29 protein-coding genes, 1 tRNA gene and 1 pseudogene are annotated in these 25,136 nt (G+C 33.6%); 6 read left to right on the top strand and 25 right to left on the bottom strand.

Going from position 1 to position 25,136, the window contains the following annotated elements; all coding sequences use genetic code 11:
* Nucleotides 1-8: 8 nt before the first annotated feature.
* Both rplU and EIG86_RS08795 read right to left on the bottom strand, forming a co-directional pair.
* Nucleotides 9-500, bottom strand: coding sequence for a 50S ribosomal protein L21 (gene rplU / locus EIG86_RS08790; protein ID WP_127845805.1), 492 nt, complete (start codon nt 498-500; stop codon nt 9-11).
* An 83-nt stretch (nt 501-583) separates the two neighbouring features.
* Nucleotides 584-1,033, bottom strand: a complete 450-nt coding sequence (locus EIG86_RS08795) for a DUF4199 domain-containing protein (protein ID WP_127845806.1) — start codon at nt 1,031-1,033, stop codon at nt 584-586.
* A gap of 188 nt (nt 1,034-1,221) precedes the next feature.
* On the opposite strand from EIG86_RS08795, the gene EIG86_RS08800 reads away from it, so the two are divergent.
* Both EIG86_RS08800 and EIG86_RS08805 read left to right on the top strand, forming a co-directional pair.
* Complete coding sequence (locus tag EIG86_RS08800; RefSeq protein ID WP_127845807.1) at nt 1,222-2,544, top strand: M16 family metallopeptidase; 1,323 nt, start codon at nt 1,222-1,224, stop codon at nt 2,542-2,544.
* Between the two features lie 11 nt (nt 2,545-2,555).
* Complete coding sequence (locus EIG86_RS08805) at nt 2,556-4,619, top strand: M16 family metallopeptidase (protein WP_127845808.1); 2,064 nt, start codon at nt 2,556-2,558, stop codon at nt 4,617-4,619.
* A 51-nt stretch (nt 4,620-4,670) separates the two neighbouring features.
* Here the strand turns inward: EIG86_RS08805 and EIG86_RS08810 are convergent, their stop codons facing one another.
* The 3 genes from EIG86_RS08810 to hemA are packed head-to-tail and all read right to left on the bottom strand — an operon-like array spanning nt 4,671 to nt 7,549.
* Nucleotides 4,671-5,321, bottom strand: a complete 651-nt coding sequence (locus EIG86_RS08810; RefSeq protein ID WP_127845809.1) for a uroporphyrinogen-III synthase — start codon at nt 5,319-5,321, stop codon at nt 4,671-4,673.
* 1 nt (nt 5,322) lies between these two features.
* A complete protein-coding gene (gene hemC / locus EIG86_RS08815) occupies nt 5,323-6,234 on the bottom strand; it encodes a hydroxymethylbilane synthase (protein ID WP_127845810.1) in 912 nt (303 codons plus the stop codon).
* A gap of 55 nt (nt 6,235-6,289) precedes the next feature.
* On the bottom strand, nt 6,290-7,549 hold the full coding sequence (hemA, locus tag EIG86_RS08820; protein WP_127845811.1) for a glutamyl-tRNA reductase: 1,260 nt from the start codon (nt 7,547-7,549) through the stop codon (nt 6,290-6,292).
* A gap of 198 nt (nt 7,550-7,747) precedes the next feature.
* On the opposite strand from hemA, the gene EIG86_RS08825 reads away from it, so the two are divergent.
* Complete coding sequence (locus EIG86_RS08825) at nt 7,748-8,635, top strand: AraC family transcriptional regulator (protein WP_127845812.1); 888 nt, start codon at nt 7,748-7,750, stop codon at nt 8,633-8,635.
* Between the two features lie 2 nt (nt 8,636-8,637).
* Here EIG86_RS08825 and EIG86_RS08830 read toward each other — a convergent pair whose 3' ends face one another.
* From EIG86_RS08830 to EIG86_RS08840, 3 genes are read right to left on the bottom strand one after another with little or no spacing between them, the layout of a single operon-like run.
* Nucleotides 8,638-9,294, bottom strand: coding sequence for a hypothetical protein (locus EIG86_RS08830; protein ID WP_127845813.1), 657 nt, complete (start codon nt 9,292-9,294; stop codon nt 8,638-8,640).
* Between the two features lie 2 nt (nt 9,295-9,296).
* On the bottom strand, nt 9,297-9,977 hold the full coding sequence (locus tag EIG86_RS08835) for a hypothetical protein (protein WP_127845814.1): 681 nt from the start codon (nt 9,975-9,977) through the stop codon (nt 9,297-9,299).
* Between the two features lie 5 nt (nt 9,978-9,982).
* The gene (locus EIG86_RS08840) at nt 9,983-10,582 is read right to left on the bottom strand and encodes a DNA-3-methyladenine glycosylase (protein WP_127845815.1); all 600 of its coding nucleotides are present in this window, start codon (nt 10,580-10,582) and stop codon (nt 9,983-9,985) included.
* A gap of 131 nt (nt 10,583-10,713) precedes the next feature.
* Here EIG86_RS08840 and EIG86_RS08845 point away from each other — a divergent pair, with 131 nt between their 5' ends.
* Nucleotides 10,714-10,989, top strand: a complete 276-nt coding sequence (locus tag EIG86_RS08845; RefSeq protein ID WP_127845816.1) for a hypothetical protein — start codon at nt 10,714-10,716, stop codon at nt 10,987-10,989.
* Between the two features lie 3 nt (nt 10,990-10,992).
* Here the strand turns inward: EIG86_RS08845 and EIG86_RS08850 are convergent, their stop codons facing one another.
* The 4 genes from EIG86_RS08850 to EIG86_RS08865 form a co-directional block, all read right to left on the bottom strand.
* Nucleotides 10,993-12,588, bottom strand: coding sequence for an ATP-dependent DNA ligase (locus tag EIG86_RS08850; protein WP_127845817.1), 1,596 nt, complete (start codon nt 12,586-12,588; stop codon nt 10,993-10,995).
* Between the two features lie 11 nt (nt 12,589-12,599).
* Nucleotides 12,600-14,180, bottom strand: coding sequence for a S41 family peptidase (locus tag EIG86_RS08855; protein WP_127845818.1), 1,581 nt, complete (start codon nt 14,178-14,180; stop codon nt 12,600-12,602).
* Nucleotides 14,177-14,608, bottom strand: a complete 432-nt coding sequence (locus EIG86_RS08860) for a deoxycytidylate deaminase (RefSeq protein ID WP_127845819.1) — start codon at nt 14,606-14,608, stop codon at nt 14,177-14,179. Before EIG86_RS08860 ends, EIG86_RS08855 begins: the two co-directional genes overlap by 4 nt.
* Nucleotides 14,609-14,718: 110 nt before the next feature.
* A complete protein-coding gene (locus EIG86_RS08865) occupies nt 14,719-15,303 on the bottom strand; it encodes a HupE/UreJ family protein (RefSeq protein ID WP_127845820.1) in 585 nt (194 codons plus the stop codon).
* A gap of 136 nt (nt 15,304-15,439) precedes the next feature.
* Here EIG86_RS08865 and EIG86_RS08870 point away from each other — a divergent pair.
* Together EIG86_RS08870 and EIG86_RS08875 are read left to right on the top strand one after the other, a co-directional pair.
* Nucleotides 15,440-15,513, top strand: a tRNA-Ala gene (locus tag EIG86_RS08870).
* Between the two features lie 202 nt (nt 15,514-15,715).
* A pseudogene (locus EIG86_RS08875) lies at nt 15,716-15,967 on the top strand (IS30 family transposase); the annotation flags it as partial.
* A gap of 303 nt (nt 15,968-16,270) precedes the next feature.
* Here the strand turns inward: EIG86_RS08875 and EIG86_RS08880 are convergent.
* The 13 genes from EIG86_RS08880 to EIG86_RS08935 all read right to left on the bottom strand — a co-directional run bounded on the left by EIG86_RS08880 (nt 16,271) and on the right by EIG86_RS08935 (nt 25,116).
* Nucleotides 16,271-16,705 (bottom strand): hypothetical protein, encoded by a 435-nt coding sequence (locus tag EIG86_RS08880; RefSeq protein ID WP_127845821.1) that lies wholly within the window; start codon nt 16,703-16,705, stop codon nt 16,271-16,273.
* Nucleotides 16,692-16,913: a hypothetical protein gene (locus EIG86_RS08885; protein ID WP_127845822.1), complete on the bottom strand. Its 222-nt coding sequence runs from the start codon at nt 16,911-16,913 to the stop codon at nt 16,692-16,694. The genes EIG86_RS08880 and EIG86_RS08885 overlap by 14 nt, the downstream gene beginning before the upstream one ends.
* Nucleotides 16,900-18,525, bottom strand: a complete 1,626-nt coding sequence (locus EIG86_RS08890) for a S41 family peptidase (RefSeq protein WP_127845823.1) — start codon at nt 18,523-18,525, stop codon at nt 16,900-16,902. The genes EIG86_RS08885 and EIG86_RS08890 overlap by 14 nt, the downstream gene beginning before the upstream one ends.
* Before the next feature lie 123 nt (nt 18,526-18,648).
* On the bottom strand, nt 18,649-19,212 hold the full coding sequence (locus EIG86_RS08895; RefSeq protein WP_127845824.1) for a hypothetical protein: 564 nt from the start codon (nt 19,210-19,212) through the stop codon (nt 18,649-18,651).
* Between the two features lie 286 nt (nt 19,213-19,498).
* Nucleotides 19,499-19,687 carry a hypothetical protein gene (locus EIG86_RS08900; RefSeq protein WP_127845825.1) on the bottom strand — a complete coding sequence of 63 codons (189 nt, stop codon included), beginning with the start codon at nt 19,685-19,687 and terminating at the stop codon, nt 19,499-19,501.
* 141 nt (nt 19,688-19,828) lie between these two features.
* Nucleotides 19,829-20,053, bottom strand: a complete 225-nt coding sequence (locus tag EIG86_RS08905; RefSeq protein WP_127845826.1) for a hypothetical protein — start codon at nt 20,051-20,053, stop codon at nt 19,829-19,831.
* A 128-nt stretch (nt 20,054-20,181) separates the two neighbouring features.
* A complete protein-coding gene (locus tag EIG86_RS14120; protein WP_157983125.1) occupies nt 20,182-20,322 on the bottom strand; it encodes a hypothetical protein in 141 nt (46 codons plus the stop codon).
* A gap of 262 nt (nt 20,323-20,584) precedes the next feature.
* Nucleotides 20,585-21,025 (bottom strand): hypothetical protein, encoded by a 441-nt coding sequence (locus tag EIG86_RS08910; RefSeq protein ID WP_127845827.1) that lies wholly within the window; start codon nt 21,023-21,025, stop codon nt 20,585-20,587.
* Nucleotides 21,026-21,053: 28 nt separating this feature from the next.
* Entirely contained in the window at nt 21,054-21,434 is a 381-nt protein-coding gene (locus tag EIG86_RS08915; RefSeq protein ID WP_127845828.1) for a DUF1428 domain-containing protein, read from the bottom strand.
* Between the two features lie 281 nt (nt 21,435-21,715).
* A complete protein-coding gene (locus EIG86_RS08920) occupies nt 21,716-22,378 on the bottom strand; it encodes a peroxiredoxin-like family protein (RefSeq protein ID WP_127845829.1) in 663 nt (220 codons plus the stop codon).
* 53 nt (nt 22,379-22,431) lie between these two features.
* Nucleotides 22,432-22,941 carry a TolC family protein gene (locus EIG86_RS08925; protein WP_127845830.1) on the bottom strand — a complete coding sequence of 170 codons (510 nt, stop codon included), beginning with the start codon at nt 22,939-22,941 and terminating at the stop codon, nt 22,432-22,434.
* 85 nt (nt 22,942-23,026) lie between these two features.
* Nucleotides 23,027-23,905, bottom strand: coding sequence for a phosphotransferase (locus EIG86_RS08930; protein WP_317129924.1), 879 nt, complete (start codon nt 23,903-23,905; stop codon nt 23,027-23,029).
* A 131-nt stretch (nt 23,906-24,036) separates the two neighbouring features.
* The gene (locus tag EIG86_RS08935) at nt 24,037-25,116 is read right to left on the bottom strand and encodes a nucleoside hydrolase (RefSeq protein WP_240032196.1); all 1,080 of its coding nucleotides are present in this window, start codon (nt 25,114-25,116) and stop codon (nt 24,037-24,039) included.
* Nucleotides 25,117-25,136: the final 20 nt, after the last annotated feature.

Here is a 25,136-nt window from a genome sequence, read left to right on the forward strand (position 1 = left end):
TAATTTTTTTACTTACTTAAAGCTTCAACAAGTTCCGCTTTTTTCATTGAAGAATAACCTTCAAGTCCTTGCTCTTTAGCCATTTCTTTAAGCTCAGCAACAGTGTGCTTGCTCAAATCGTTATTGGCTTTAGTCTCTTTTTTCTCTTCAGTTTTCTTAGAAGATTTTTCAGATGAAGAAGATCCACCTGTAAGTGCAATATTTTCAATCATAAGCTCAGTTAGATACTGGCGATGACCATTTTTCTTACGGTAACCTTTTCTTCTTTTCTTTTTGAAGACAATAACTTTATCTCCTTTCAAGTGCTTGACGACTTTGGCATCGACTTTAGCACCGTCTATAACCGGGGCGCCAACAGTAGTTTGGTCTCCATCTGAAAATAAAAGAACTTTATCAAAAGATACGTTAGCACCTTCGTCATCTTTTAGACGGTGAACAAACACTTTTTGGTCTTTTGCAACTTTGAATTGCTGCCCTGCTATCTCTACAATTGCATACATAGTGTTTATATTTTATTAAAATAGTTTGCAAATATACGGCATTCTATTTTAATGGCAAATTTAATTTGTTGAGAAAAAGAGCACTACTTATTTTCAGGTGTAATTCGATTTTTGAACAGTTGCATAAATGATAAAGTCAGCACAATTGTGGTCGCTAAACCTAACAATAAAACTGTAAAAGAAAAAATGCCAACACCAATATCGTAAGATTGAGAAAAATTATTTGTGATCTTATCAATAAACCCAGGTTCGATTTCAGTTGCATAAATTGCCATAAAGATAGTAAACAATATTGATGCTAAAAATCCAGTAACAATTCCAGCTTGAAATCCGACTGTATAATTATAGTCATCCTTCTTTTCAATTCTTTTAAAACGAATAGCTTCATAAATTGCAAACCCGGTAATAACGCCATTGAACAAACTATAAAGCGGATTTGTATGAAGGTTGAACAAGGACAAAACTAAAAAATATGCGATTAATGATGTACACAATGCCACTCCGAATCTGACTGATAAAACGAATCTACTCATAATTTTTTTTATTAATTTTAATTATACTAATCACTAAATGTATTAAAAATAAACTTTTATATCAAAATTAAAATAAGATATTAATATTTTATTATAGTTTAAATGAAATCATTTTTAAAATTTAGCCTCTATAATTGTAACATTTGCCATATTTTTATACCAATATAATAAATCAAAACAATAACAAAATGACTAAAAACTTATTTCTATCTGCTTTTGTGTTATTTCTTACTTTTAGCGGATTCGCGCAGAAAGTAGAATTTACAGAGTACGATCTGGATAATGGCTTACACGTTATCCTTCACGAAGACAACACCGCACCAGTGGTAACTGTTGGTGTAATGTACCACGTTGGTGCTAAAGACGAAGCAAAAGGACGTACTGGATTCGCTCACTTTTTCGAACACTTACTCTTTGAAGGTACAGAAAATATCGAAAGAGGCGAATGGTTCAATATTGTAGCTGCTAACGGCGGTAGCAATAATGCAAACACGACGCAAGATCGTACGTATTATTACGAAACTTTCCCTTCTAACGCTTTGGAGTTAGGATTGTGGATGGAATCCGAAAGAATGCTTCACCCAGTGATTAACCAAGTTGGTGTGGATACTCAGAACGAAGTTGTAAAAGAAGAAAAGCGTTCTAGAATCGATAACGCTCCTTATGGTAAAGTTGCTTATTCTACAGGAATTAATCCTTACATGTTCGACAAACATCCTTATAAAAATTCTGTCATAGGAACTATGGAAGATTTGGATGCTGCGCAATTAGATGAATTTAAAGCTTTTTTCGATAAATATTATAATCCAAACAACGCCACTTTAGTTGTTGCAGGTGATATTGATATCGATGAAACTAAAAAAATGATCAAAAGCTACTTCGGTCCTATCCCAAGTGGTGAAGAAGTTGAACGTGTAAACATAAAGGAAGATCCTATTCAAGAAAAAATTGTAGCTACTGAATATGATAGCAACATTCAGATTCCTCTAAAGGTTTTAGTTTACAGAACACCTTCTATGAAAGATCGTGATGCCTACGTTTTGGATATGATATCTACTCTTTTAACTGATGGTAAAAGTTCTAGAATGTACAAAAGAATGGTTGATGACGAACAAATTGCACTTCAGGTTTTGGCTTTCGCAAGAAGCATGGAAGACTATGGAACCTATGTAATTGGCGCACTTCCGCTTGGTGACACTTCTTTAGAAAAATTGACACAAGTCATGGATGAAGAAATTGAAAAGCTTCAAAGCGAATTGATTTCCGAAAGAGAATATCAAAAACTTCAAAATAAGTTCGAGAATAGATTTGTAAATTCTAACTCTAGCATTCAAGGTATTGCAGGCTCACTAGCCACTTACAATATGCTTTATGACAACACAGACCTCATCAATGAGGAAATTGAAATTTACGAGAGCATTACTAGAGAAGAAATACAAGAAGTCGCTAAAAAATACTTGAAAGAAAACAAGCGTTTAGAACTTGACTACTTACCAGAATCAAACGAATAAAAAAGGATAAAATGAAAAGAAACATAGTAACATTAATCGTATTTTGTTTGGTCGCTACCGGAATGATGGCTCAGATCGACAGATCTGAAATGCCAAAACCTGGTCCAGCACCAAAAATTAATATCGGCGAGCCTAAAACTTTTTCTCTAAAAAACGGTTTGAAAGTTTTAGTCGTTGAAAATGACAAACTCCCAAGAGTTACGGCGAGTTTGATTATTGATAACAAACCATACACAGAAAAAAAACCTGGAACTTCAAGCATGGTTTCAGCTCTACTTGGTACAGGTACAGAAAACATTTCTAAAGACAAATTCAACGAAGAAATCGATTTTCTTGGTGCAAGAGTAAGTTTTGGTTCAGAAAGCGCTTCTGCAAGTTCTCTTTCTAAATTTTTTCCGCGTGTGATGGAATTAATGGCAGATGGTGCATTAAATCCTGTTTTTAAACAAGAAGAATTTGATTCTGAACAAAAGAAGCTTATTGAAAGTTTGAAGTCAAACCAAAAAGATGTTGGTACAATTGCTAGCAGATTGAGCAGCGCTTTAGCTTATGGCGAAAACCATCCTTATGGACAGTATACTTCTGTTGAATCCGTTGAAGAAATCAACTTACAAGATGTTGAAAACGCATACAGAAACTACTTTGTTCCTGAAAATGCATTCTTGGTAATTGTTGGTGACATCAAAAAACGTCAAGCTAAAAAATTAGTTAAAGAATATTTTGGCGACTGGAAAAAAGCAACGCCTCCAGGAACAACACTTCCACAAGTGAAACCTGCTCAATACACTCAAATTGATTTTGTTGACATGCCAAACGCTGTGCAAAGTCAAATCATTGCACAAAACACAGTTGATCTTGAAATGAAAGATCCAGATTATTTCCCAGTTTTGGTAATGAACCAAATTCTAGGCGGAAGTTTTGGAAGCTATCTAAATATGAACTTAAGAGAAGACAAAGGTTATACTTATGGTGCAAGATCTAGTATTGGTGCAAGCCGTTATGCTTCAAGATTTAGAGCTTCAGCAGGCGTTAGAAATGCAGTTACAGACAGTGCTGTTGTTGAAATTCTTAAGGAAGTAGAAAGAATTAGAAATGAAAACGTTGATTCTGACAAATTAGAAGATACCAAAAAGAAGTTTGCTGGTAATTTCGTGATGAGATTGGAGCAACCTTCTACAATAGCTAGTTATGCTTTAAACATTGAAACAAACAACTTGCCTGAAGATTTCTACGAAACTTATTTAGAAAAAATCAATGCAGTTAGTGTTGTAGACGTCAAAAGAGTTGCACAGAAATATTTGAAAATTGACGAAATGCAAATTGTTGTTGCTGGTAAAGGCTCAGAAGTTGCTGAAAATCTTGAAAAAGTTGAATTCAATGGAAAAAATGTTCCTGTTTTGTATTTCAACAAAGAAACAGAAAAAATTGACAAACCTGTTTTCAGCAAAGAGATTCCAGAAGGCGTGACCGTTGAAACTGTTTACGACAATTATATCAAAGCTATTGGCGGAAAAAGTGCAGTTGACGATGTTAATAAAGTAATGATGAAAGGCTCAGCTAGCATTCAAGGAACTGTTATAACTATTACTAGAAAGTTGACCAAAGACGGTAAGCAAATTGAAGAAGTCGCTATGCAAGGCACAACCATGCAAAAAGATGTTTTCAATGGACAGAAAGGTTATGTTGAAGCAAGAGGTCAAAAAATGGACTATACAGAAGACCAAATTCAGGCTAAAAAGAAAACAGCAGGATTGTTTGCTGAGTTGAAAGTTCCAGAAGGCGTTGAGTTAACTAGTATTGAAAAAATGAACGATGAAGACGCATACGTTATTCAAGTTTCTGAAAATATTAGAGAGTTTTATAGTGTTGAAAATGGATTGAAACTAGCCACTGAAACCACAGTAGAGCAAATGGGACAAACTGCTACAACAACTATGAAATACAGCGATTATCAGGAGAAAAATGGTGTAAAATTTCCAATGACTTTATCACAAGACATGGGACCACAAACTCTAGATATTAAAATTGAAGAATTGAAAGTAAATGAAGGCGTTTCTAATTCAGATTTTGAATAAATAACTGAGTCCTTTACTTTTTTAAATAAACCCTGCTAATTTTAGCGGGGTTTATTGTTTTAAAACTTGAACAGTTTTCACAATCACACTTTCTATCGACGTATGTTTAGCTACATAAACTTCAGAAGAAAATTTGCGTGCACAAGTCGCTGTAGTTTCTCCGATACAAATTAATTTTGAATGCTTTGCAGAATTCACTTCAAAAAAACTTTTCACCGCAGAAGGACTGAAAAACAAAATTGAATCAAAATTACGATGAAATTTTTTTAAGTTAGGCTGCGTTTTATACAAATGAATTTCTTCAAATGAAACTTTTTGAGATTTCAATTCTGATGGCAATTCATCTCTTCGTTGTTCACTACAAAAAAAATGAAATTTTGAATCTGAATATTTCCTAGTAATTACCTCAGCTAAATCCGAGCCGTATTCAGCAATAACTTCAACTTTAAAACCATGATTCTTGAGCCGTTCAGCAGTTTTTTGGCCCACACAAAAGCAACGTTCAATCTTAGCAGGTTTGATAAAATCTACAGATTTCTGACTGGTCACAATTGCATTTTCAAAATAAACATTGTGGAAATGGTCAGGACTATAAAGCGGTTTTATTTCAATTGCATTGTATTGCACCAAACTCAAATTCGCATTCAGCAGTAAATTGGTTTGCGATTCAGTTAAAATTTTGGTGGAAAGCACACTAGGCATATCATAAGATTTCTCGCAAAGATTTCATCAAGCTGTGACCGCCTTGATCTAGAACTTTTTCAGCGCAAAGTTTACCAAAATTCTCCACTTGCTCAATAGAAGTTTGCTCATGAATTTCAAACTTTTCTTTACCATCAAGACTGTACAATCCAGCTCTCAAGCTTAAAACATCATTTTCAATTTTTGCTAAAGCACCGATTGGCGCAGTACAGCCACCTTCTAAAGTTTTCAAAAACTGGCGCTCAACAAATACCTCCAAAGCAGTGGATTTATGATTCAATTCCTGAAGTGCTGTTCTACAAAACTGATTTTCTTCTTTAGTCACCACCAACATGGCACCTTGAGCAGGCGCAGGAATCATCCAATCTAAAGAAATATGATTGTCTGGTTTCAAATTAATTCTTTCTAAGCCAGCTGCTGCAAAAATAGCACCGTTCCAGGCATTATCTTTCAACTTTTGAAGCCGAGTATTCACATTACCACGTAAATTTTCAACCTCATGTTTTGGATAACGATTCAACCATTGTGATTTTCTTCGTAAACTTCCCGTTGCAATTACACCTTCGTTATCTAGAAAATCTAAGCCTTTGTGAATTAAAATGTCAGCGGTGTTAGCTCTTGGTAAAACTGCAGCTTCCACAACATTTTTCGGTAAAGCAGTCGGAACATCTTTCATGGAATGCACGGCAATATCAATATCTCCATTTACCAAAGCGATATCCAATGTTTTGGTAAATATTCCAGTAATTCCGAATTCATATAATGGTTGATCCAGATTGAGATCGCCAGTAGATTTTACAGGTTTCAATTCTGTGGAATATCCTGCTTCTTGAAGAAGATTTTGCACCTTTTTGGCTTGCCACAATGCCAATTCGCTGTCTCTTGTCCCAATTCTTATCACTTGCTTTTTCACAAAAATAAAATATTTTAGACGTCTAAATTTATATTGAAAATGATTTCAGGTAATTTTATTTCTGATTCTCAATTTCAAGTTCGAAAACTTTTTTGAGTAGAGCCACGCTGTCTTCTGTAGAACCGTTAGCACTTCGCAAATGACTAGCGAAACTTCTAGTGATTTTATGAATTATTCTGTCGCTGATGATTTCAGCTTGCTCTTTATTGAAGTCTCCGATTTTTTTGCTTTGATAATCTAATTCTTCAGCTTGAAAAATTTTAAACTTATCTTTCAAAGCTTTTATAGTTGGAGCAAATTTTCTGGTATCCAACCATTCGTCAAATTCAAATTTCACCTCTTCAATAATCAATTCCGCATCAGGAATAAATGCTTTTCTTTTGGAAAGGGTTTCATCTGTGATTTTTGACAAGTAATCTAAATGTAAAAGCTTCACATTATCCATTTCATCAACATCTTCAGCAACATTTTTTGGTATAGACAAATCTAAAACCAAAAGCTCTTTTTTAGGATAAATCAATTCTTTCGTAATAGTCGGTGTTTGTGCACCAGTGGCAACAATTAAAATATCAGTAGAGCGAATTTCTGATTGAAGTTCAGAAAAATCTTTTACAATTAGGTTGAATTTGCCTGCAATTTCTTCGGCCCTATCTTTAGTTCTGTTGATTAAAGTAATATTCTTGTTACTGGTGTGTTTTACTAAGTTTTCACAAGTATTCCTACCGATCTTACCAGTGCCGAACAGCAATATTTTTTTATCAGAAATGTTTTTGATATTGTCCAAAATGTATTGAACAGATGCAAAAGATACAGATGTCGCGCCTGAAGAAATCTGTGTTTCATTTTTAATTCTACGACTGGCTTGAATCACAGAATTTACCAATCGCTCCATGAAATGATTGATCATTCCATTTTTCTTTGACAATGTGAAGGCAGATTTCATTTGACTGATGATTTCAAAATCACCTAAAATCTGACTGTCCAAACCACAACCAACTCTAAACATGTGATTGATCGCTTCGCGGTTTTGAAGCACATAACCATTAGTTTCAAAAGTATTAGCATCTCCAATGCTAAATTCACAAAGTAAATCTACAAGCGTTTGCGCTTGGTCTGCAAAAGCATAAATTTCCGTACGGTTGCAAGTTGACGATACCACCAAAGCATCTAAACCCAAGTTTTGGGCTTTCTCTAACATTGCTTTACGCTGGTCTAAGTTCAAATTGAATTTACCTCTAGTTTCCGCATCAGCCTTTTGATAGCTGATTCCAATTACGAAAAAATAGGCATGTTTTGAAATGTTATATTTCTGCATTTGTGAATTCAAAAATTATAGTATGCAAAATTAGAGCAGAAGGCTTTCTAAAAATAACGCTGAAAGTTCATTTTTTGTCGTTTCCCGTGTTTTTGTACTAAAACTGATATTTATCATCTTATTTAGCTATTTTTGTAATGATAGTTAGCCTTGACAAACAATTAAATTAGAACGATTCTAAATAAATATCAACTAAATATGTCTTCCACGCCCATTGAAAATATCGCTAGAGGTTCAGAACGCTTAATCGAGATTGAAGAAGGAATTTCGATTTTGACTGTAAAAAATGAATCTGAAATAGAACAATGCATCACTCATAATATAGGTGCAGATTTTATTCAATTTCATTTTTGCGTGAAAGGTTTAGTTAGGTTCAATTTCAACCAAGGTCGCTATTCGCTTGATATTGCTGAAGACAAGTCACTTTTATTATATAATCCGCAGCGAGATTTACCCATAAATTTGGAATCTTCTGCAAATTCTTGGTCAGTTTCTGTTTTGATTTCTATTAAAAAATTACATACTTTATTTTCTGCAGAAGCCAATTATATCGATTTTCTGATGGAAGACAATCGTGATAAAAAATACTATAAAGAAGTTCCAGTTTCTCCAGCAATGGCGGTTATTTTATCTCAAATTCTGAATTTCAACTTGCATCCTTCTGTAAGAAAAATTTACCTGAAAGGAAAAGCTTATGAGTTGATCGGTTTATATTTTAACAGACCGGAAGAAGCTGACATTGAACAATGTCCATTTCTAGATGATGAAGATAATGTGAAGAAAATAAAACTTGCCAAAGAAATTATTTTACAACGCATGGCAGAACCACCAAGTTTGCAGGAATTGGCGGAAGAAGTTGGTTTGAGTCTAAAAAAACTAAAAGAAGGTTTTAAAGAAATATACGGCGACACCGTTTTTTCATTTTTATTCGATTACAAAATGGATTATGCGCGAAAACTTCTTGAAAAAGGTCAGCATAATGTAAATGAAGTTGGCTTAGCAATTGGCTACAGTACTGCAAGTCATTTTATTTCAGCTTTTAAAAAGAAGTTTGGTACGACACCAAAAAAATATATTCAAGGCTGAAATTAATCTCCAATTTGAATGGTTTTTTGAATAGCTTCTTTTTGGGTGAGAACACTTCTACAATAGATTTTCTGACTGTGATCTCTATAAAAAGTCATGTAAATTTCTCCACGTATTTCAGCTCTAATATCTTCCAATAAATAATGTACTTTGTGATTTGGAACAGTCAATTTTTGTGATTGATCTGTCGGATCAACAACAATATTGTAAGATTTATAACTGGCGTTTTTCTTTTTTTTGGAAGTTAATTTTATTAATTTATAAGCTTTGCCATTTATTATTGTATCCTGATCGTAGGTTAATTCAAATTTGTCACGGGCTTTTTTCTTATAAAAATCAAGTTCCCAATATTGAAATTTAGTGCGAAATTTCATGTGTTTATCTGAAAAGATTTCTGACTCTTTGAAGACGCTGTGGGCGTGAAATTCACCTAACTTACTAATCGTTACATTCACTGTATCACTTCCCTGCCTGGTGTATTCTAGAAATTCGTCATGAGAACCAGAACTCATCATGTATACAAATTGATAATGATCTCTATCGTAGTTGCATTCTGAATGTTCGTAAAGTAAAAACTGGTTGAAAATGAGTTTACTTTGAGCAAAAAGTACTTCTGTCATCATTAAAAATAAAATAAAAAACAGAAGTTTGAAATTCATAACTAATACTTTACTAATGGATCTACAACCACTCTTTTGTTGACAATTTCAAATACTGACAAGATATCGTGGCAATAAATTTGGTCATCTAAGTTAATGAAAAATTGTTCAACTAGAACACCTTTCAATTTAAGCCCTTTTTGTTTGAGAAAATAGTAAAATGCAGGATAATTGATTACCACATTTTCAGAGTTCATTTTTGTATTTATGATTAAGTGAAAAGATTTAAAAGTCTCTGCCTCTGGGTTATTTGCATGAATGGTGTAGTGTTTTAAGGATTTACCTTGTATTAGTGTATCCTTGACTTTTCCTAAGCGAAATCTTTCTTTCAAAATAGAAAAGTCTGTTTTGGAGACAGAATCCAAAGTCCAGAATTGGTTCATTAAAATTTTATGAGCCTGCAAAAAATCATTTTTCAGAAACTTATTGCTGCTGACGAAATTCTGTCGTTCAATCAAATTGACATTTATTATTTCTGATTCAGAATTGAAAACACATATGAAATTATCATCCTCAGCGTTATTCTGAAATTGAATTTTATCTACTAAAATTATTCCTATAGGATGTTCACAATCGTAATGTTCATACTTATACAAACGATTAAAAGCGAATTCATTTTGCCCATATATTTCAAAATTGAACATAAGCAAAACACCTAAAACAAACCAATTGATGGATTTCATAATTTTTATTTTACAGACACAAATTTGGAATCCTTTTGATAAAAACGCCATGGTAATTCAGCGTCTTCCTTGGCATAATCAATTCCAATTCTAGTGGTCTCGACAATGTCTACATCAAAATTACTGCCATTTTCTAACCAAATTTCATTAGAACAAACAGAATTGGCATTTTGTGCTTTCGTCAAACCTAAAGCCTGAGAAACGTTCCCAGGACCGGCGGACAAATTCTTTTCAACTTTAGTCTTATTACGCCGTTTCAGCATGGTTGCAATGCCATGTTCAGGTTCAAATCCTCGTAAAAGAATTGCATCTGCTCGGCCTTTGATATTGGTCACAATATTAAACAAGTGGTGAATGCCATAGCATAAATAAATATAAGAAATACCACCTGTTTCATACATCACTTTGGTGCGTTCTGTAAAGCGCCCCAAATGTGCATGACAAGCTTTGTCTCCAACACCGGCGTAGGCTTCGGTTTCTGTGATGGTTCCGCCAGTTAATTGTCCATCGAAGAAGGTAAATATCTTTTTCCCAATCAAATCTTTGGCTAGGAAAACAACATCCGATTGCTGAAAATAAGTTGGCTTCAGTTTGTTTTGCTTCATTTCTCAGTAATTTAAACGAATATAAAAAACGTGTGAGTCAATAATTAATAAATTTAAATATTACTTCTCCAATTTGAAAGTCTTAATTATTTTTAGGCCAACTTTAGATTGAAATAAAACATCAAATTCAAATGAAAGCATCTGATAAAAAATTTATTGAAAACTGGAAAGCCACCAAAAAAGCTGGAAAGAAAAAATACATCATCACTCACGGATTGGCTTTTGGCCTTATCATTTTTGTAATTAATACAAGTATGAATTACTGGGGAGATTGGGAGAGAATGGAATGGACTTCTTTGCTAATTTCACTTCTAATCTCAATAATTTTAGGAGGTGGACTATATGGGTTCGTCACTTGGCATATGAACGAATACCTATATAAAAAGAAACTTAAAAACAAATCTTGATTTTTAATCTGGAATCATAGCTTTCAAATCTGAAATTGTATTAGCGTCCTCAATCAATTTATCGGTGCGCCAACGCAAAATTCTAGGGAAACGCGTTGCCACGCCGCTTTTATGTCGTTTGGATTCGGCGATACCTTCAAAAGCAATTTCAAACACATGTTCATGTTCTACACTTCTTACTGGCCCAAAACGCTCAATGGTATTTTTCTTAATCCAGGCATCTACTTTTTTGAATTCACTATCGGTTAAGCCAGAATAGGCTTTTGCAAAAGTAATGAGCTCGGTTTTGTCGTCATTCCACAAACCAAATGTGTAATCGGTGAACAAATTGCTACGCCGCCCGTGACCACGCATGGCATAAGTCAAAACTGCATCAATAGTAAACGGATCAGATTTCCATTTCCACCAATCGCCTTTTTTACGACCAACGCCGTAAACGGAACCGGAACGTTTTATCATCAAACCTTCGGATTTGATGTCTCTGGCACGTTGTCGCTCTTCAGCTACATCTTCCCAAGTTTTGAAAGTCATGGTTTCTGAAAGGTGAAACTCTGGAATTTTATCTTGAAATTGAGTGTAAAGATTATCTAATATTTTGCGACGCTCTTTGAATGGTTTAGATCGAATATCCTTTCCTTTGAATTCTAAAATATCATAAGCTTTCAAAATCACAGGAAGATTTTCTAAAAGTTTTTTGGATACGTTTTTTCTACCAATCCGTGTTTGCAAATCTTTGAAATCGCCGATATCTTTATTTGGAAAAGGCAAAATTTCACCATCGAGCATAGTTCCGTCGGGTAAAAAATCAGTAAAAATTTCAAACTCAGGATATTTGTCGGTTACCAATTCTTCACCTCGACTCCAAACAAACAATTGATTTTTGCGGACGATAAGTTGCGCACGAATGCCGTCCCATTTGTGTTCGAAAATCCAATCTTCTGGCGACCCCAAATCTTCAACTTTATCATCTATGGCGTATGCCAAATAAAAAGGAAAAGGTTTGGATAAATAATCGGCTTCATTTTCTTCTAAAATTAAAGCCTGGAAAGAAATTTTATCTGGATTCCAGTTTCCCATCAATTTGAAGGCTAAAATATCTTCATCAATATTTGTGGCTTTGGACAAGGCGCGTGTCATCAGTTTTTGACTTACACCAATTCTGAAACCACCGGTGATTAGCTTTGTAAACACAAAACGCTCATAATAATCGAGTTGCCTCCAATTATTCGTTAAATATTCTTTTTTTTCGGTATCCGATTTTGGTTTCAGTGCGATTATTTCCTCTAGAAACTTCGTTAAGCTTTTATTGGTTTGCGAAACCGGATTTGGTACTACTAAAGCAATCGTTTCAGCTAAATCGCCAACAATATGATAAGATTCTTCGAAAAGCCAAAGTGGAATCTCTGCCAGTTCTGAAGCGTAAGTTCTAATTTTTGTACTATTTACAGGACGTGGAGGTCTGCGATGGGAAAGTATTGCTATGGTCCAGACTTTATCTTCATCTGAAGCTTTATTGAAATAATCTGTAAGCGCCTGCACTTTCAAGTTGGTTTTGTTAGTGCTGTCTATAGTTTTGACAAGTTCTGCAAACTTTTTCAAATCAAGCGCTTTTAGTTTTTCTGATTCAAAACAGCTTCAATCATTTTGTCATTTTTGTTTGCGATTTGTTCCGCCAAATCACTACCAAAAAGCTGTCTTGCCATTGTAGCTTTCAAATATCGTTTTAGAATATTGCTAGTACTACCAAAATTATAATTCATATCATAATCGCCTAAATACTGTGTATAGCGATTCATAATTTCATCTGTGATTAATTTTTGCTCCATAAAATCGGAAATGCTCAAATTATTATAAAATTTTCGATTTTCATCCAAAATATCGAAAATAAACCTATCCATCACACCACCTTTGTACATGAATTTAATATCAATAATTGCTTGAGAATCATTTCTTGGCACAAAAATATCGGGAACAATGCCGCCACCACCATAAACGATTTTACCTCCAGGAGTTTCATATTTTAAAGAATCGTCCACAACAATGCTGTCTTTGCTTTGCATTTCACCATTTGTGTAGCGTTCCATATATTTTGAATAGTAGGCATCACTTTTGCCTTTTTCATATGGTCGTTGAATAGAACGCCCGGTTGGCGTATAATATCGTGCAACTGTCAAACGAACTGCGCTACCGTCACCGAGATTCATTTCTCTTTGCACCAAACCTTTTCCAAAAGAACGCCTGCCTACGATTGTTCCTCTGTCGTTATCCTGTATTGCCCCGGCTAAAATTTCGCTGGCAGAAGCAGTTTTGCCATCAATTAGCACAAAAACTTTTTGATCTTCATATTCCCCACGATCTGTAGAAAAAGTTTCGTTGATGTCTCCTTTTTTGTTTTTGGTATAAAGCAGTAGTTTGTCTTTGGCTATAAATTCATCTAAAATGTCTGTAGCTTGCTTCAGAAAACCGCCACCGTTATTACGAAGATCGATGACAACATTTTTCATCTGTGGCGTCTTCAATTCATTCATTTTCAATCTAAATTCATCATAAGTTGATTCTGCAAAACGACTAATTTTAATATAACCGATAGTATCATTCAACATATAACCAGCATCTACACTTTTCAACGGAACCACACCTCTATTAATGTCGAATTTCAACAAGTCATCCTGCCCATTGCGTTTTACTTTCAGTTGAACTTGAGAATTGGCTGGTCCTTTCAAAATATCTGTCAGTGAATCGTTACTCATATTTTCACCAAAAAGCGGAATTGAATCTGCGTACAAAATTCGATCTCCAGCTTTCAAACCAGCGCTTTCGCCTGGACCGTTATCCAAAGTACGAATGACTGCAATAGTGTCTTTCACTTTATAAAAACTTATCCCGATGCCAACAAAATCGCCACGCATATTATCTTGAACTGCTTCGTATTCACTTTTTGAAATGTAAGCAGAATGTGGGTCCAAATTGCTTAAAATAGAGTTGACCGTAATATCTACAATGCTGTCGGTGTTGATTTCATCTACGTATTCCGTATCAATATAGTTGATCAATCTATTCAACTTTTGCTTTTTGGATGACTTATTGGAAATTGAATTTTCGGGGAAGTCCAAAATATCGCCTAAGATCATACCTCCCACAAAAGTAATTGCAAGTATAAGTGGTAGCCATATTTTGGTTCTTTTGGTCATTCTTCTAAATCTTCGATTTGTTGTAAGTTAACGCCTGCTTTTCTCAAAAATTCTAATCCAGCATCATCTTTATAGTTTTTTTGAAAAACCACCCTTGTAATTCCAGCTTGATGAATCAATTTGCTACATTCTTTACAAGGTGAAAGTGTGATGTATAACGTTGAGTTTTTTGAAGATTGTGTGGAGGCTGCAACTTTCAAAATAGCATTGGCTTCTGCATGCAGGACATACCATTTGGTCATGCCTTCGTTATCTTCGCAATTGTTATCGAAACCGCTTGGCGTCCCGTTGAAACCGTCTGAAATAATCATTCGATCTTTGACAATAATAGCGCCAACTTGCTTACGTTCGCAATGCGAAAGTTTGCCCCATTCACGAGCAATTCTTAGGTAAGCTTTATCGAATTTGCGTTGTTTCTCTTTATTCATTTTTGAAAATAATTTCGAATATAGTGCGAAAGTGATTTTACAATAGTTAAGAAGCTATTTAAATTTGTTTTGAAAAGCATAAATTTTGGTTTTAAACACAGTTTAGTTGTCTAAAAAAGCCAATTTTCAGCTAAAATTGGAATTGACATGCCTAAAACGATAGATGAAATGACCAAAATCCAGTCTCTTTTAGAAAATCTGAAAACAGATTGAAAAATGAAACTTAGCAATAAAACTGCAATAACTATCACAATCTGAGCAACTTCTATGCCTAATGCAAATTCAACCAGCAATAGTAATAAGCTATCGCTGTCTTTGGAAAGCATATTGAAATAGGTCGAAAAGCCAAAGCCGTGTACCAAACCAAAAAAGAAAGTGATAAAGTATAAAAAATTTATCTTTTGGGATGCGGTATTTTTGCCAGCCGTGATGATATTATAAAGCGCCGTAAAAATGATACTTACAGGAATCAAAAACTCTATAGTCTTAGAATTGACTCGAAGCACATCATAAGCTGCCAAAGCTAAAGACAGGACATGCCCAACTGTGAAAAGTGTAACTAGCCAAAATACCTGTTTGGATTCTTTGAACGAATAAGCGGCGACTAATACCGATAAAAACAATACATGATCATAAGCTTTCCAATCTAAAACATGCTCGAAACCGAGTTTAAAATATAACCAAAAATCTGCCATTTTGTATCACTTGTAAATTTTGCCATAAAAGTATAGATTTATAGGCGATTAGTTTTAAAATTGAAGCTTTTTGAATAAATATTTTTCTGAATTATTTCAAACACTGATTTTTTGTTTATTTTTGTCTTGTAAATTTGGGGGATTAGCTCAGTTGGCTAGAGCGCCACGCTGGCAGCGTGGAGGCCATCGGTTCGAATCCGATATTCTCCACTATCAAAATCCTTAAAGCCTTGTAAACACTGGCTTTAAGGATTTTTTATTTTCATAGTTGTACGATTCTTGTACGATAAATTCTTTTAAGCTTCAATTTCAAAACTCTTATTGATTTCAATTCGATCATTATAATATTTAAATTTACAGAATCTTATTTAATTTTTTGTAAAATCTTTTAAATTAACTCAAGCTCGTTTCTGAACAATTAAATATCGATTATTACTTTGCCAGACCCTATTATTCTTGGGAAAAAGGAAGTAATGAAAACCTGAATGGATTGATAAGAGAGTACTTCAACAAATCTTCAGACTTCAGTAGAATAACAGATGCGCAAGTGAAAGCTATTGAAGACAAATTAAACCGAAGACCTAGAAAAAGTTTTGATTATGAAAATCCTTTCTTTGTCATGGATAAGTTATTGTTTAACAATCGAGTTGCATTTATGACTTGAATACGAGATTCCCTTTTTTTGAAAATTGAGAAAGTAAAATAACATTTTCCAACCAGAATAAGAAATAGGCAGATTTTATCACTTTCAATTTTTAAACTTTTAGACCTAAAAATTGCATTTGTTAATTAAAAGAAGTTTAAATACTTCCTCCAAAAAAATATGTTCAGCTTTAATCCATAAAAAAAGGTAGCTTTTAAATTATTTAAATTTTTTAGAGCATCTTTCCGACCGACTATAAGCATGTTAACTCAGTTTTCCCAATTTGCAAAAAACTCAGAGCAATTAGATAAATTAATATCACTTTTATTCATCTGAATAACCATTTCCTAATTTATAAGCCTCAATTGTAGTATTATTTGATTCAAAAATTGCTCCAATTAAATTTCGCTTTTTGTCTCTGAAATATTTTATTTCAAATTTCCCATTAAACAATTTATTTGATGAGTTTATTAAAATATAATTATCCTCTAATTGATTCCATTTCGAAATTACTCGATTAGAATATGATGTTCTAGGTATCGTAACAATTTTATTGTTCTTTGCCGTTTCAAAAAAAATCATATTATATCCCAACGAATCCTTGTAATCAATTCCTGTATAAGAGATATTTTCTATCACCCAACTACCTGGAATACTTTTAGATGTTTCATAACTATTGATACATGAATTTATTAAAAAAAATAAAAGCAAAGAAATTCTTGATAAACTCCTTGAAACTAAAATATTAATTATTCTCATCACTATTATTATCTAATTCTTGTAAATCTTCAATTTCCTGTTCTCCTAATCTAGATGATTTCATATCAAAAACATTACTTGATTTTTCTAAAAAGCTCTTTTTCCCATTAACTAGTTTATCTAGAGTGTAACTCAAAAAGTCTACTTCAACTGCTACTTCACAATGAGCTATATGTAGTTTTTGAAACAGTGTTTTATTCAGTCGCAATCTCAATCGCTTTCTCTAAAATTTCATCACGACCCTGTCTTAATCCATTTATGGTAGGTTTCACTTCAACATCAATTCTAATACCTGTCCTTTGAGTTTCTGTCCCATCTGGATAAATAATTCCATTACCTGACATTGCTGTTCTATAACCACCCATATATTCAAATATAACTACATCCCCATCAGCTCCAGCAGTTTGATTTCCAACTGTAATCACGTTGTCAGCCGTTTGAAATGCCATAGCTGTAAATTCAGACCTACTCATTGAATCTTCGTTAACCAATAAAATTACTTTTCCTTTAAATGCCTTTCTACTTCTGTTTGTTTTTAAATTATCTTTGAATGTGAATCTTGATGGATAATTTACATCAGGACTATAAATTTTACTAAAATCCCTTTTTTCTGAATTTAAATACCTTGAAAATCTTTTGTAAATAAAAGCGGGATAATTTCTTAAATCAATTATTATAGCTGTCTTATTTTCAAAGGACTCAAAAATATCTTTGATATCTTCGCCCTTAACACTCGCCATATTTATGTAGCCTATTTTATCATTCAAGGGTTTTGATTTAATCTGTTTTGGATTATTCCAATAGTTGAACTCATTAAAGTCATATCTATTTACTTTGATCTCTTTAATTTGTCCGTCTCTTTCAATTGATAATTTTACTTTGCTTTCTGAACCTCTTAAAATTGTATTGTAAGTGTTTTTGAATTTGATATTTATATTAGAACCTGCAACATATTTTAGATTTTTCTCTGTTTCTTTTTTGATATCTAAATCATTAATTTTTAAAATAATATCTCCTAACTTTAAATTATTAATATTAGCAATCGAATCATTATAAAAACCTGAAATAACCGCTTTGTTCTCTATATGTGAAACTTTAACTGGAAGATATTTAGCTTTTTCCTCATAGAAATTTATCCAAGCGTGAGTATCGTCTAGTTTTGCAATAAGTTCTTTTATGATGTATTGATATTCACTTTTGCTTGATGCGTTTCTAATCTTTGGAATCATTTCTGTCAAAACTGAATCCCAATTTTGGTCAGCAAGATATTTATATGGGTAAAAATATTCTATGATATTCCAATATTTGAACAATCCTAATAATCTATATTTTTCGTTTGGATACTCAAATTCTTTGTAGATAGGTTCATTGGTTATTTTTATTTTGCCAACAGGTTCATTTGATGCATAAAAATTCTCTCCTTGAAATCTATTATTTTCAATGTGTTTTAATTTCAATATGAGAGTATTATTAAAAACTGTGGTGTCTTGCGTCCATGATAAATCGAAATTTTTATCAAAATAGTTTTCTTCAGAATCACATCTTTTACATTCATCGACCTCGCCAAGGCTTTCAATCCAATCAATATATAGAGTCGACATGGATTCTTTATCAGATGCTTTTAAAACCTCAGGAAGAATCTTGATAAACTCATCGTCCCAATCAAATTTACCTTTTCCAACTTCGGGATGATAATATTTTAAAAAACCATAGATTTTTCCGAGTGATACTAATTTTTCAGTTTCGGAAATTTTTTGTTGGGCAGTCAAGATATTTGAACTGAAAATGGTTAGAATTAGAAGTAGGATTGTTTTTTTCATATTGTTATCAAAGGGGGGTATCTACTAGTATGGCAATTAACGTGCAAATACTAGCTTCCTTTTAGTTTTATCTTTTAAGTATACAAAAACTTTCGGTTTTGCAGATAATAGTTATTTGCTATGCTAGATGTTGTCTACAGTTTCCTTCAATCTTACATGATTCATAAAATATTCTGTAAACCATTTTAAGTCATTCAAAATATATTTTTCATTTTCGTCATCAAATCCAAGAATCTGATATTGTCTTTCATTATTGTCTAATAAGTAAAGATTTCCTTCATATGTATGTTCACCTATTTGCTCAGCCGAAAAAATAAAATCTTTAATATTTTTAGAATCAAAAATATACTCACCAAACTCATTTTTTATTTTAATTGATTTACTGTCGAGCGTTTTCAAATTGTCGTTTGCCTGTTTTTTATTTGTTATTCGAGTATAATTGAAAAACCCAGTTCCAAATAGAAAAACTATGCCAGGTATAATTTTCCACCGATGTCTTTCAAAAGATTCAATACCTTCAAATAACATAAATAAAGACAATCCCGCACCTATGATAATTGGAGAAGCAACAAGTCCACTTAATGTCAAGTAGTCTTTTTTCGGTTTTCCAATAATTATTTTTCCATTTTCATTGAAATATGAAATTTTATGTCTTTTCAATTTAGATTCTAAAATTGAAGTGTTCATTTGTTTTATAATTTAACTCTGACTAACGTAAATTATTACCTATAAATCAATTATTTATACTCTATTCGAAATTTTCAATTAAATCCTAAATTTATTCATTTTTACGTTAGCCGAGGGATTAAAATTTCTATAAATCTATAAGGGATTACCGCCAACGTTCTTAAATATCGACTCGTAGTGGAAAAATTAGTGATTATTTTTCAATTCAATAATTTTATTTCATGAAACCCCAAATCCTGATTTCAGCCGAAACGTCACAGTGAGCGATATGTCGATTTGTGACCAGTTATTTTATTTTTCCTATTTGTTCAATTTCTTCGGTAGTTAGTCGTCTGAGAAGCTTCCATCTCAAATCTTCAAAAATCTCAATGAAACCTTTATTTTCATGCAGAATTATTCGAGTCGTGCCTTTTGGTTTTATGCTATCTTCAATAAATTCAATGTATTCCTTTTCTTTTAATTCTTCGTCAGTCAAGCTTGAAGGTGCTACCGTAATTTTAATAGATTTTCCTATTATCTTCTTTCCATCTTTAAAGAATGTTGGAGAGCTAATTGTCAGTCTTCCACTTTCTATTGGTCTTAGTCTATAAGTCCGTGTTTCGCTTTCAGTTGTTACTCAGTTTTGAATTGAAACAGAAGAGCTTTTGTTTGGCCCGCTAATTATTTTGAAATTTTCGAGTCCAGGATTGTCGATTGAGTCAAATTTTGCATTTAGTTCGAAAGTTAGTTTTATGATTTCGTCAAACTTGTATTCTTCTTTACCTGTTGTCAATTTGGCTTGTTGTCCAAAAGTAGAGACAGTTGAAATCAGGAATATTGTCGTTAAAAAAAGGTTTTTCATTTCAGTTTTTTTAATTGGCACAACTACAAAATACCACCAAATATAGGCTATTTATATTTCTTAGTTGCGTTTAAACGTTTAAAAAAGCCTCTTTGGCTCTCTCGAAAGATGAGGATTTTGATTTCACTCTAGCTGGCAAGAATAAGATTTTGTTTATTTGATCTTGCTGCTGGGCGTGGTGGTTGCGTGAGGGATAGTAGTGGAAATCCTGTGTTTTGTCGCTGTGTTGGTGAGGCTTGCTTTTGTGGAGCTTTCTTAAAAGATCCCACAAAAGTTTAGCGAACCCACAGCGCAAATGCAGATTGGAACGGATAGCCCGACCCGGGTTTGTTTTCTTTTTTGAAAGCAAACCGGGGACACGCCATAGGTATTTAGATTGTTAGATACGGTGGTTGAGTTTAAGTGTAGTGTGGGGTTTTGGAGTGATTCATTGTCCTTATAAAGTAAAGTTTATTAGAAGCAAAAATGCTCAATTCATGCATTCACCCCATTATGATTGTACAATATTGTAAATTGTTATCTTACTTGCTCTTATTCTTTTGTGTCAACTTCGTTTTCGTTCATAAATCCAAATAATTGAATTATTCCAAATGTCCCAATTAATCCAATGAATGAAGCTAATAGGTCATAAGGGTCATATACGTTATTTCCACCTAAGTTGTGGAATTTTAGCTCTTGAGATATAACATAAACTGCAGCGATACTTGATGCAAGTATATTGATATGTTCAACTTTTATTGAGCCAAGTTTTTTATTGTAATGTTGACGTACTTGCAAAAGAATTCCTGTTAGTAGAAGCGTTACAATAATAGCTTCTATCAAGTTCGGAATTGAATAGGTAACAATCAGAAGAAAATCTGGTAAATCATTTTCTAAAATCCAATTTCTGATATATAGCTTATTCAACACAAATATTAAAATTGCTATGCTGAATATATACATCACGTATTTTTTTATCAGTATTTCCTTCATTTTTTCATTATTACACTTTATTTCTCACCTATTCATCTGATTGTAAAAGAGGTTTGAATCCACCATATACCATTCTACTGGCGTCAAAAATCAATTTTTTAGGATTGGTCAATGGTGAAACTAATTCTGCCATTCTTGGGTCTGTGGAAACTCTTTTATTGGCTAAATCACGTATCTCTTTTGAAGGAAAAACAACCCAACCAAATACAATCTCCTCTTCTTCTTTTGCATCTAAGGTCTCTATAAAAGATGTCGTGCCTTCTAAAGACAAATCATCACCAACGAACTCGAAGTAGGCAATTGCACCATGTTGTTTCCAAATTTCTGCTACTTTTTTAGCGACCCTTTTGTATTCGTCCAAATAAACTCGAGGAATTGGAAGTACGAAGCCATCAATGTAGTTAGTCATATTTTTATCTTTTGGGTTATAGTATCGTTTTTATGTTTTGTCTAATATGCTAAAATGACCAAATAATAGCGTAATAAAGGATTTCAGAGCAATTCACTGTCTGCCCGTATTAAACTTTATAGATTTCAAAATACTGAATTTTAACTACTCAGCCCACATTATCGCTCAACAAATTCTGTCGGAAAGAGGTCATCCATTTCATTTCTTTCAAATTATATTTTAGAACTCTCTGCTTTCAAACAATCTGAGGGGCTAATATAATACTCACTTTCTTTACAAATTCACTTGGGTAAATTCTCTAAAATGTCATTAACCGAGGCTCTTTGCTTATAATCAGGATTGAATTGTTTATAAACAATTCTACCATTAGTGTCGATAATGAAAGTTGCCGGAACAGGTAGTGTTGCCTGTTTATTTGCATTTGTTTCACTAATTGAGGCATTGAGCTTTTCTTCAATCATTGAGTGATATTCATCTGTAACATCAAATTGAACATCAAAAGCTGTCATCACTGAACCGTCAGCGTCTGAAATTACCGTAAAATCAATTCCAGTATTATCTATAGTCTTTTCGGTATTTTCATAGGTCTCAGGAGTTACAGCGATAATTTTAGCACCGGCATTTTCTATTTCAACCGCTCTTTCTGCAAATTCTGACAAATGTCGGTTACAAACTGGGCACCAATAGCCCCTGTAGAAAATAACTACGAGAGGTTGGGTACGGTAAAGTGATTCAAGTGAAATCTCTTCGGAATTACTTGATTTCATTGTAATAACTGGCGCATTATCGCCAATTTTCAGACCTTTAGGATTTGAATTTTCACTCACTCCATGTTTTTTAATGCCAAGTTCTTGCTTAGTATCTTTTTTCTTTTGATTTGGTGTATTTTCGTTGCATGCAGCAATTAGTAATATTACTGAAACGACTAGGAATATTTTCTTCATATTTGAATTTTTATTGTTAACAACTTTTTTTAGAATTTATTGCCATGACTTGTTTACAAATTTACTCCCTTCGCAACTTTCAAAGCATACTGAGCTTTATTATAAGCACTAACCGCTTTCAAATAATCCAATTGTGATTGCAGAAAAAAGTGTTGTGCCTGAAAAACTTCAAAGGGTTTAGCCGTACCCAACTTTTGTCTTTCTATACTTTGGTTCAAAGCTTTTGTAGTAAAGTCTAACGCTTCTTTGGCGGCTTCAATTTGTTCTTTTCCTAATTGCAAATCAGAAGTAGCATTGGCAATTTCTTCGTTGATCTTAACTTTAAATTGCTCTGCTTCAATTTCATTCAGACGCATTTTACTTTCAAAGGTCTTTTTGTCTCCCTGATAGGTTATTGCTCCCAACGGGATTTTCCACATCAATGAAACATTCAAGGCTTGTGTAGGATAAAGCTGTTGTGTTTCAGGATATTGAGCAGGGGTCATTGGTGATACATTTCCTCTGATACGACCAAAATAAGAACCGTAAGTACCTACATTTAATTCAGGAATAAGCAGACCCATAATGTATTTTTTTCGTTATATCTCCAAGGCTCTAAATTGTAGTTCATTGGCTTTTATCTCTGGGCGGTTTTGATATACTGAATCTTCAGGTTTTTATTAATAGGGTTCTTGCTTCTTCTAGTAAATCCTTACGATTTTTCAGGTCAATACTTAATGGCAACTGTGCCAAACCAAGAATCCGCCTTAAGATTTCTACTGCCATAAACTGCATACAAAGGGAATTTTCTAAAGCATGTTTATCCTTATAAAACTTCAAAGCTTTTTCGACTATTTCGTTGGGTTGATCAGCCATTTTTAAGTGAGCTAAAGTCACACCGATTTCAAATTCTACGTCTCCAAAAAAACAAAATTCTGGATCTATAATTTTGATGCCCTGCCCCGTCTTCAGCCAGCTTCCTGGAAAATAATCACCATGTAGTAAGTTTTTACCATCCTGTAGATAGCGTTCTCCTAGTGTCTTTACTTTATCTTTTAAAACTTCGTCTTGTTTATATGGTTTTCCAACCGCCTGCAATCCAGGAAGGATGTCGTCTAAATCAAGACCATTATCTTCTAAGTAAGGATAAATAAATATGTGTTCGTGATTGAGCTTACGCATTTCTCTGTTAGGAAGTCTAGCCTCAGTTGTGCTTGTATTAATCCTATTATGGAGTTCTGCTATAAAAGTCATTAGTTGCTTAAGCTCAGCTTCGTCGATAATGTTTTCTTCCTGATATAAAAATGTATAGTCCACTCCATTTCCTAAATCTTCCAGATTTAAGACGTGATTTTCTTTATCGACACCATTCAGTTTTGGCATCTTTTTACTTAGCGCTTCTTCTTGTGCAACTAACTGATAAAATTCAGCTTCTCGAAGCGCACGGTCTTCAGGAGCGGGAACCTGAGGATATTTTTCTACATAGTTTCGACTTTGTTTGATAATAAGACTTCGCTTTCCAGTTTTGACTCGAATCGTGAAATTCATATTACCTGCTCCGGGTATTTCTATGGCAGTTATCGTTTCATTTAGCTGTAACCATCCCTTGCCTTTGAGGTAGCTTTCTAAACTGTTTTTATTTGCTGTTAATTCCTGTACTTGTTTCAAAATTTTCAATTTTATTTTAAGAGGCTTTCCATTAATTTTTCATGGTAATCTTCTACAATATCGTAACAATAAGTCACTAGAGCGCCTTCAGTTTCATTACAAATGAGATAATTTTTAAAATGATTTCCTGAAGAATCCAGCTTCATATCATTGGGATGAATTTCAAGATGAGCTTTTAAATTTTCACTTACAATATCTTCTGGTGCAATAAGATAATGACTTGCCAAAACGTCGAAAGGATTAAATCCATTTTCCCCTATGGAAGTCCATTGCTGCAACCAGGGTTGAGATTTTTCCGCCATCCATTTGGTACCGGCATCTCCCTCGCTCAGTTTTTGCAAATCCTCCTGAGTGATCCAAACTTTATTGGAAATTTCAAAAGGACAAAGTACAACGGGGATGTCATTCTGAAATAGCACAAGGAAGGCATTGTTATCCAAGTCAAAATTGAGGTCTGGCGCATGCGTAATTTCAGTTTTACCAATTTCAAAATAGTCAGTTGGACTTCTACGACCAGCCACTAGAACGACTTCTTTTATTTGAGATTTCAGCTCAGGATACAATAAAACCAAAGTGGCGATATTGGTGGCAGGACCAATAGCCAGGATATGCAGAGGTTCTTTTCTTAGCTGTTCTGCCAAGGCCTCTACAGCCTCGTTAGTTTCTACATTATCCAGAGTAATTGATTCTCCAGCTCCTTTATAAACAGGTATTTCATAAGGGGCAAACTCGTCTGCCATTTTTTGAGAAAGTCGGTAAGCATCATCAATTCTGGTGTTACCAAATACTGCACTTATGCCTTTCACATCAATATTTTCAGCTTTAAAAAGCTGTAATATAGCGTAGCCATCATCGACATCGCTGTAGCCTTCACGCTCATAACGTTTCATGCCAACTGCAAGATCGGCATCTATCCATACTTTTTTCTTTTCGTTCTGCGTTATGTTTGCATCAGTTTGAGTCAATTCACTTTCGGACGTATCCTCCTTACTCAGATCATTAGTTTGATCTTTATTGTTGCTGGCTTCCTGGCAGCTTATCATGACTAACATAGTTAATACGATAAAACTATTTTTAAAAAGCTTATTCATCTTGAATTTGTTTTAGATTA

The organism is Psychroflexus aestuariivivens (assembly GCF_004010055.1).
Lineage (GTDB): Bacteria > Bacteroidota > Bacteroidia > Flavobacteriales > Flavobacteriaceae > Psychroflexus > Psychroflexus aestuariivivens.

Bases quoted from the DNA above. Each gene is read 5' to 3' on its own strand.
- EIG86_RS08825 (WP_127845812.1), top strand. From the start codon at position 7,748: ATGTCTTCCACGCCCATTGAAAATATCGCTAGAGGTTCAGAACGCTTA.
- EIG86_RS08830 (WP_127845813.1), bottom strand. From the start codon at position 9,294: ATGAATTTCAAACTTCTGTTTTTTATTTTATTTTTAATGATGACAGAA.
- EIG86_RS08795 (WP_127845806.1), bottom strand. From the start codon at position 1,033: ATGAGTAGATTCGTTTTATCAGTCAGATTCGGAGTGGCATTGTGTACA.
- EIG86_RS08855 (WP_127845818.1), bottom strand. From the start codon at position 14,180: ATGACCAAAAGAACCAAAATATGGCTACCACTTATACTTGCAATTACT.
- EIG86_RS08845 (WP_127845816.1), top strand. From the start codon at position 10,714: ATGAAAGCATCTGATAAAAAATTTATTGAAAACTGGAAAGCCACCAAA.
- EIG86_RS08810 (WP_127845809.1), bottom strand. From the start codon at position 5,321: ATGCCTAGTGTGCTTTCCACCAAAATTTTAACTGAATCGCAAACCAAT.
- EIG86_RS08840 (WP_127845815.1), bottom strand. From the start codon at position 10,582: ATGAAGCAAAACAAACTGAAGCCAACTTATTTTCAGCAATCGGATGTT.
- EIG86_RS08935 (WP_240032196.1), bottom strand. From the start codon at position 25,116: ATGAATAAGCTTTTTAAAAATAGTTTTATCGTATTAACTATGTTAGTC.
- EIG86_RS08890 (WP_127845823.1), bottom strand. From the start codon at position 18,525: ATGAAAAAAACAATCCTACTTCTAATTCTAACCATTTTCAGTTCAAAT.
- EIG86_RS08915 (WP_127845828.1), bottom strand. From the start codon at position 21,434: ATGACTAACTACATTGATGGCTTCGTACTTCCAATTCCTCGAGTTTAT.
- EIG86_RS08800 (WP_127845807.1), top strand. From the start codon at position 1,222: ATGACTAAAAACTTATTTCTATCTGCTTTTGTGTTATTTCTTACTTTT.
- EIG86_RS08880 (WP_127845821.1), bottom strand. From the start codon at position 16,705: ATGAGAATAATTAATATTTTAGTTTCAAGGAGTTTATCAAGAATTTCT.
- hemA (WP_127845811.1), bottom strand. From the start codon at position 7,549: ATGCAGAAATATAACATTTCAAAACATGCCTATTTTTTCGTAATTGGA.
- EIG86_RS08905 (WP_127845826.1), bottom strand. From the start codon at position 20,053: ATGAAAAACCTTTTTTTAACGACAATATTCCTGATTTCAACTGTCTCT.
- EIG86_RS08910 (WP_127845827.1), bottom strand. From the start codon at position 21,025: ATGAAGGAAATACTGATAAAAAAATACGTGATGTATATATTCAGCATA.
- EIG86_RS08860 (WP_127845819.1), bottom strand. From the start codon at position 14,608: ATGAATAAAGAGAAACAACGCAAATTCGATAAAGCTTACCTAAGAATT.
- EIG86_RS08920 (WP_127845829.1), bottom strand. From the start codon at position 22,378: ATGAAGAAAATATTCCTAGTCGTTTCAGTAATATTACTAATTGCTGCA.
- EIG86_RS08930 (WP_317129924.1), bottom strand. From the start codon at position 23,905: ATGAATTTCACGATTCGAGTCAAAACTGGAAAGCGAAGTCTTATTATC.
- EIG86_RS08895 (WP_127845824.1), bottom strand. From the start codon at position 19,212: ATGAACACTTCAATTTTAGAATCTAAATTGAAAAGACATAAAATTTCA.
- rplU (WP_127845805.1), bottom strand. From the start codon at position 500: ATGTATGCAATTGTAGAGATAGCAGGGCAGCAATTCAAAGTTGCAAAA.
- EIG86_RS08925 (WP_127845830.1), bottom strand. From the start codon at position 22,941: ATGGGTCTGCTTATTCCTGAATTAAATGTAGGTACTTACGGTTCTTAT.
- EIG86_RS08805 (WP_127845808.1), top strand. From the start codon at position 2,556: ATGAAAAGAAACATAGTAACATTAATCGTATTTTGTTTGGTCGCTACC.
- EIG86_RS08865 (WP_127845820.1), bottom strand. From the start codon at position 15,303: ATGGCAGATTTTTGGTTATATTTTAAACTCGGTTTCGAGCATGTTTTA.
- EIG86_RS08835 (WP_127845814.1), bottom strand. From the start codon at position 9,977: ATGAAATCCATCAATTGGTTTGTTTTAGGTGTTTTGCTTATGTTCAAT.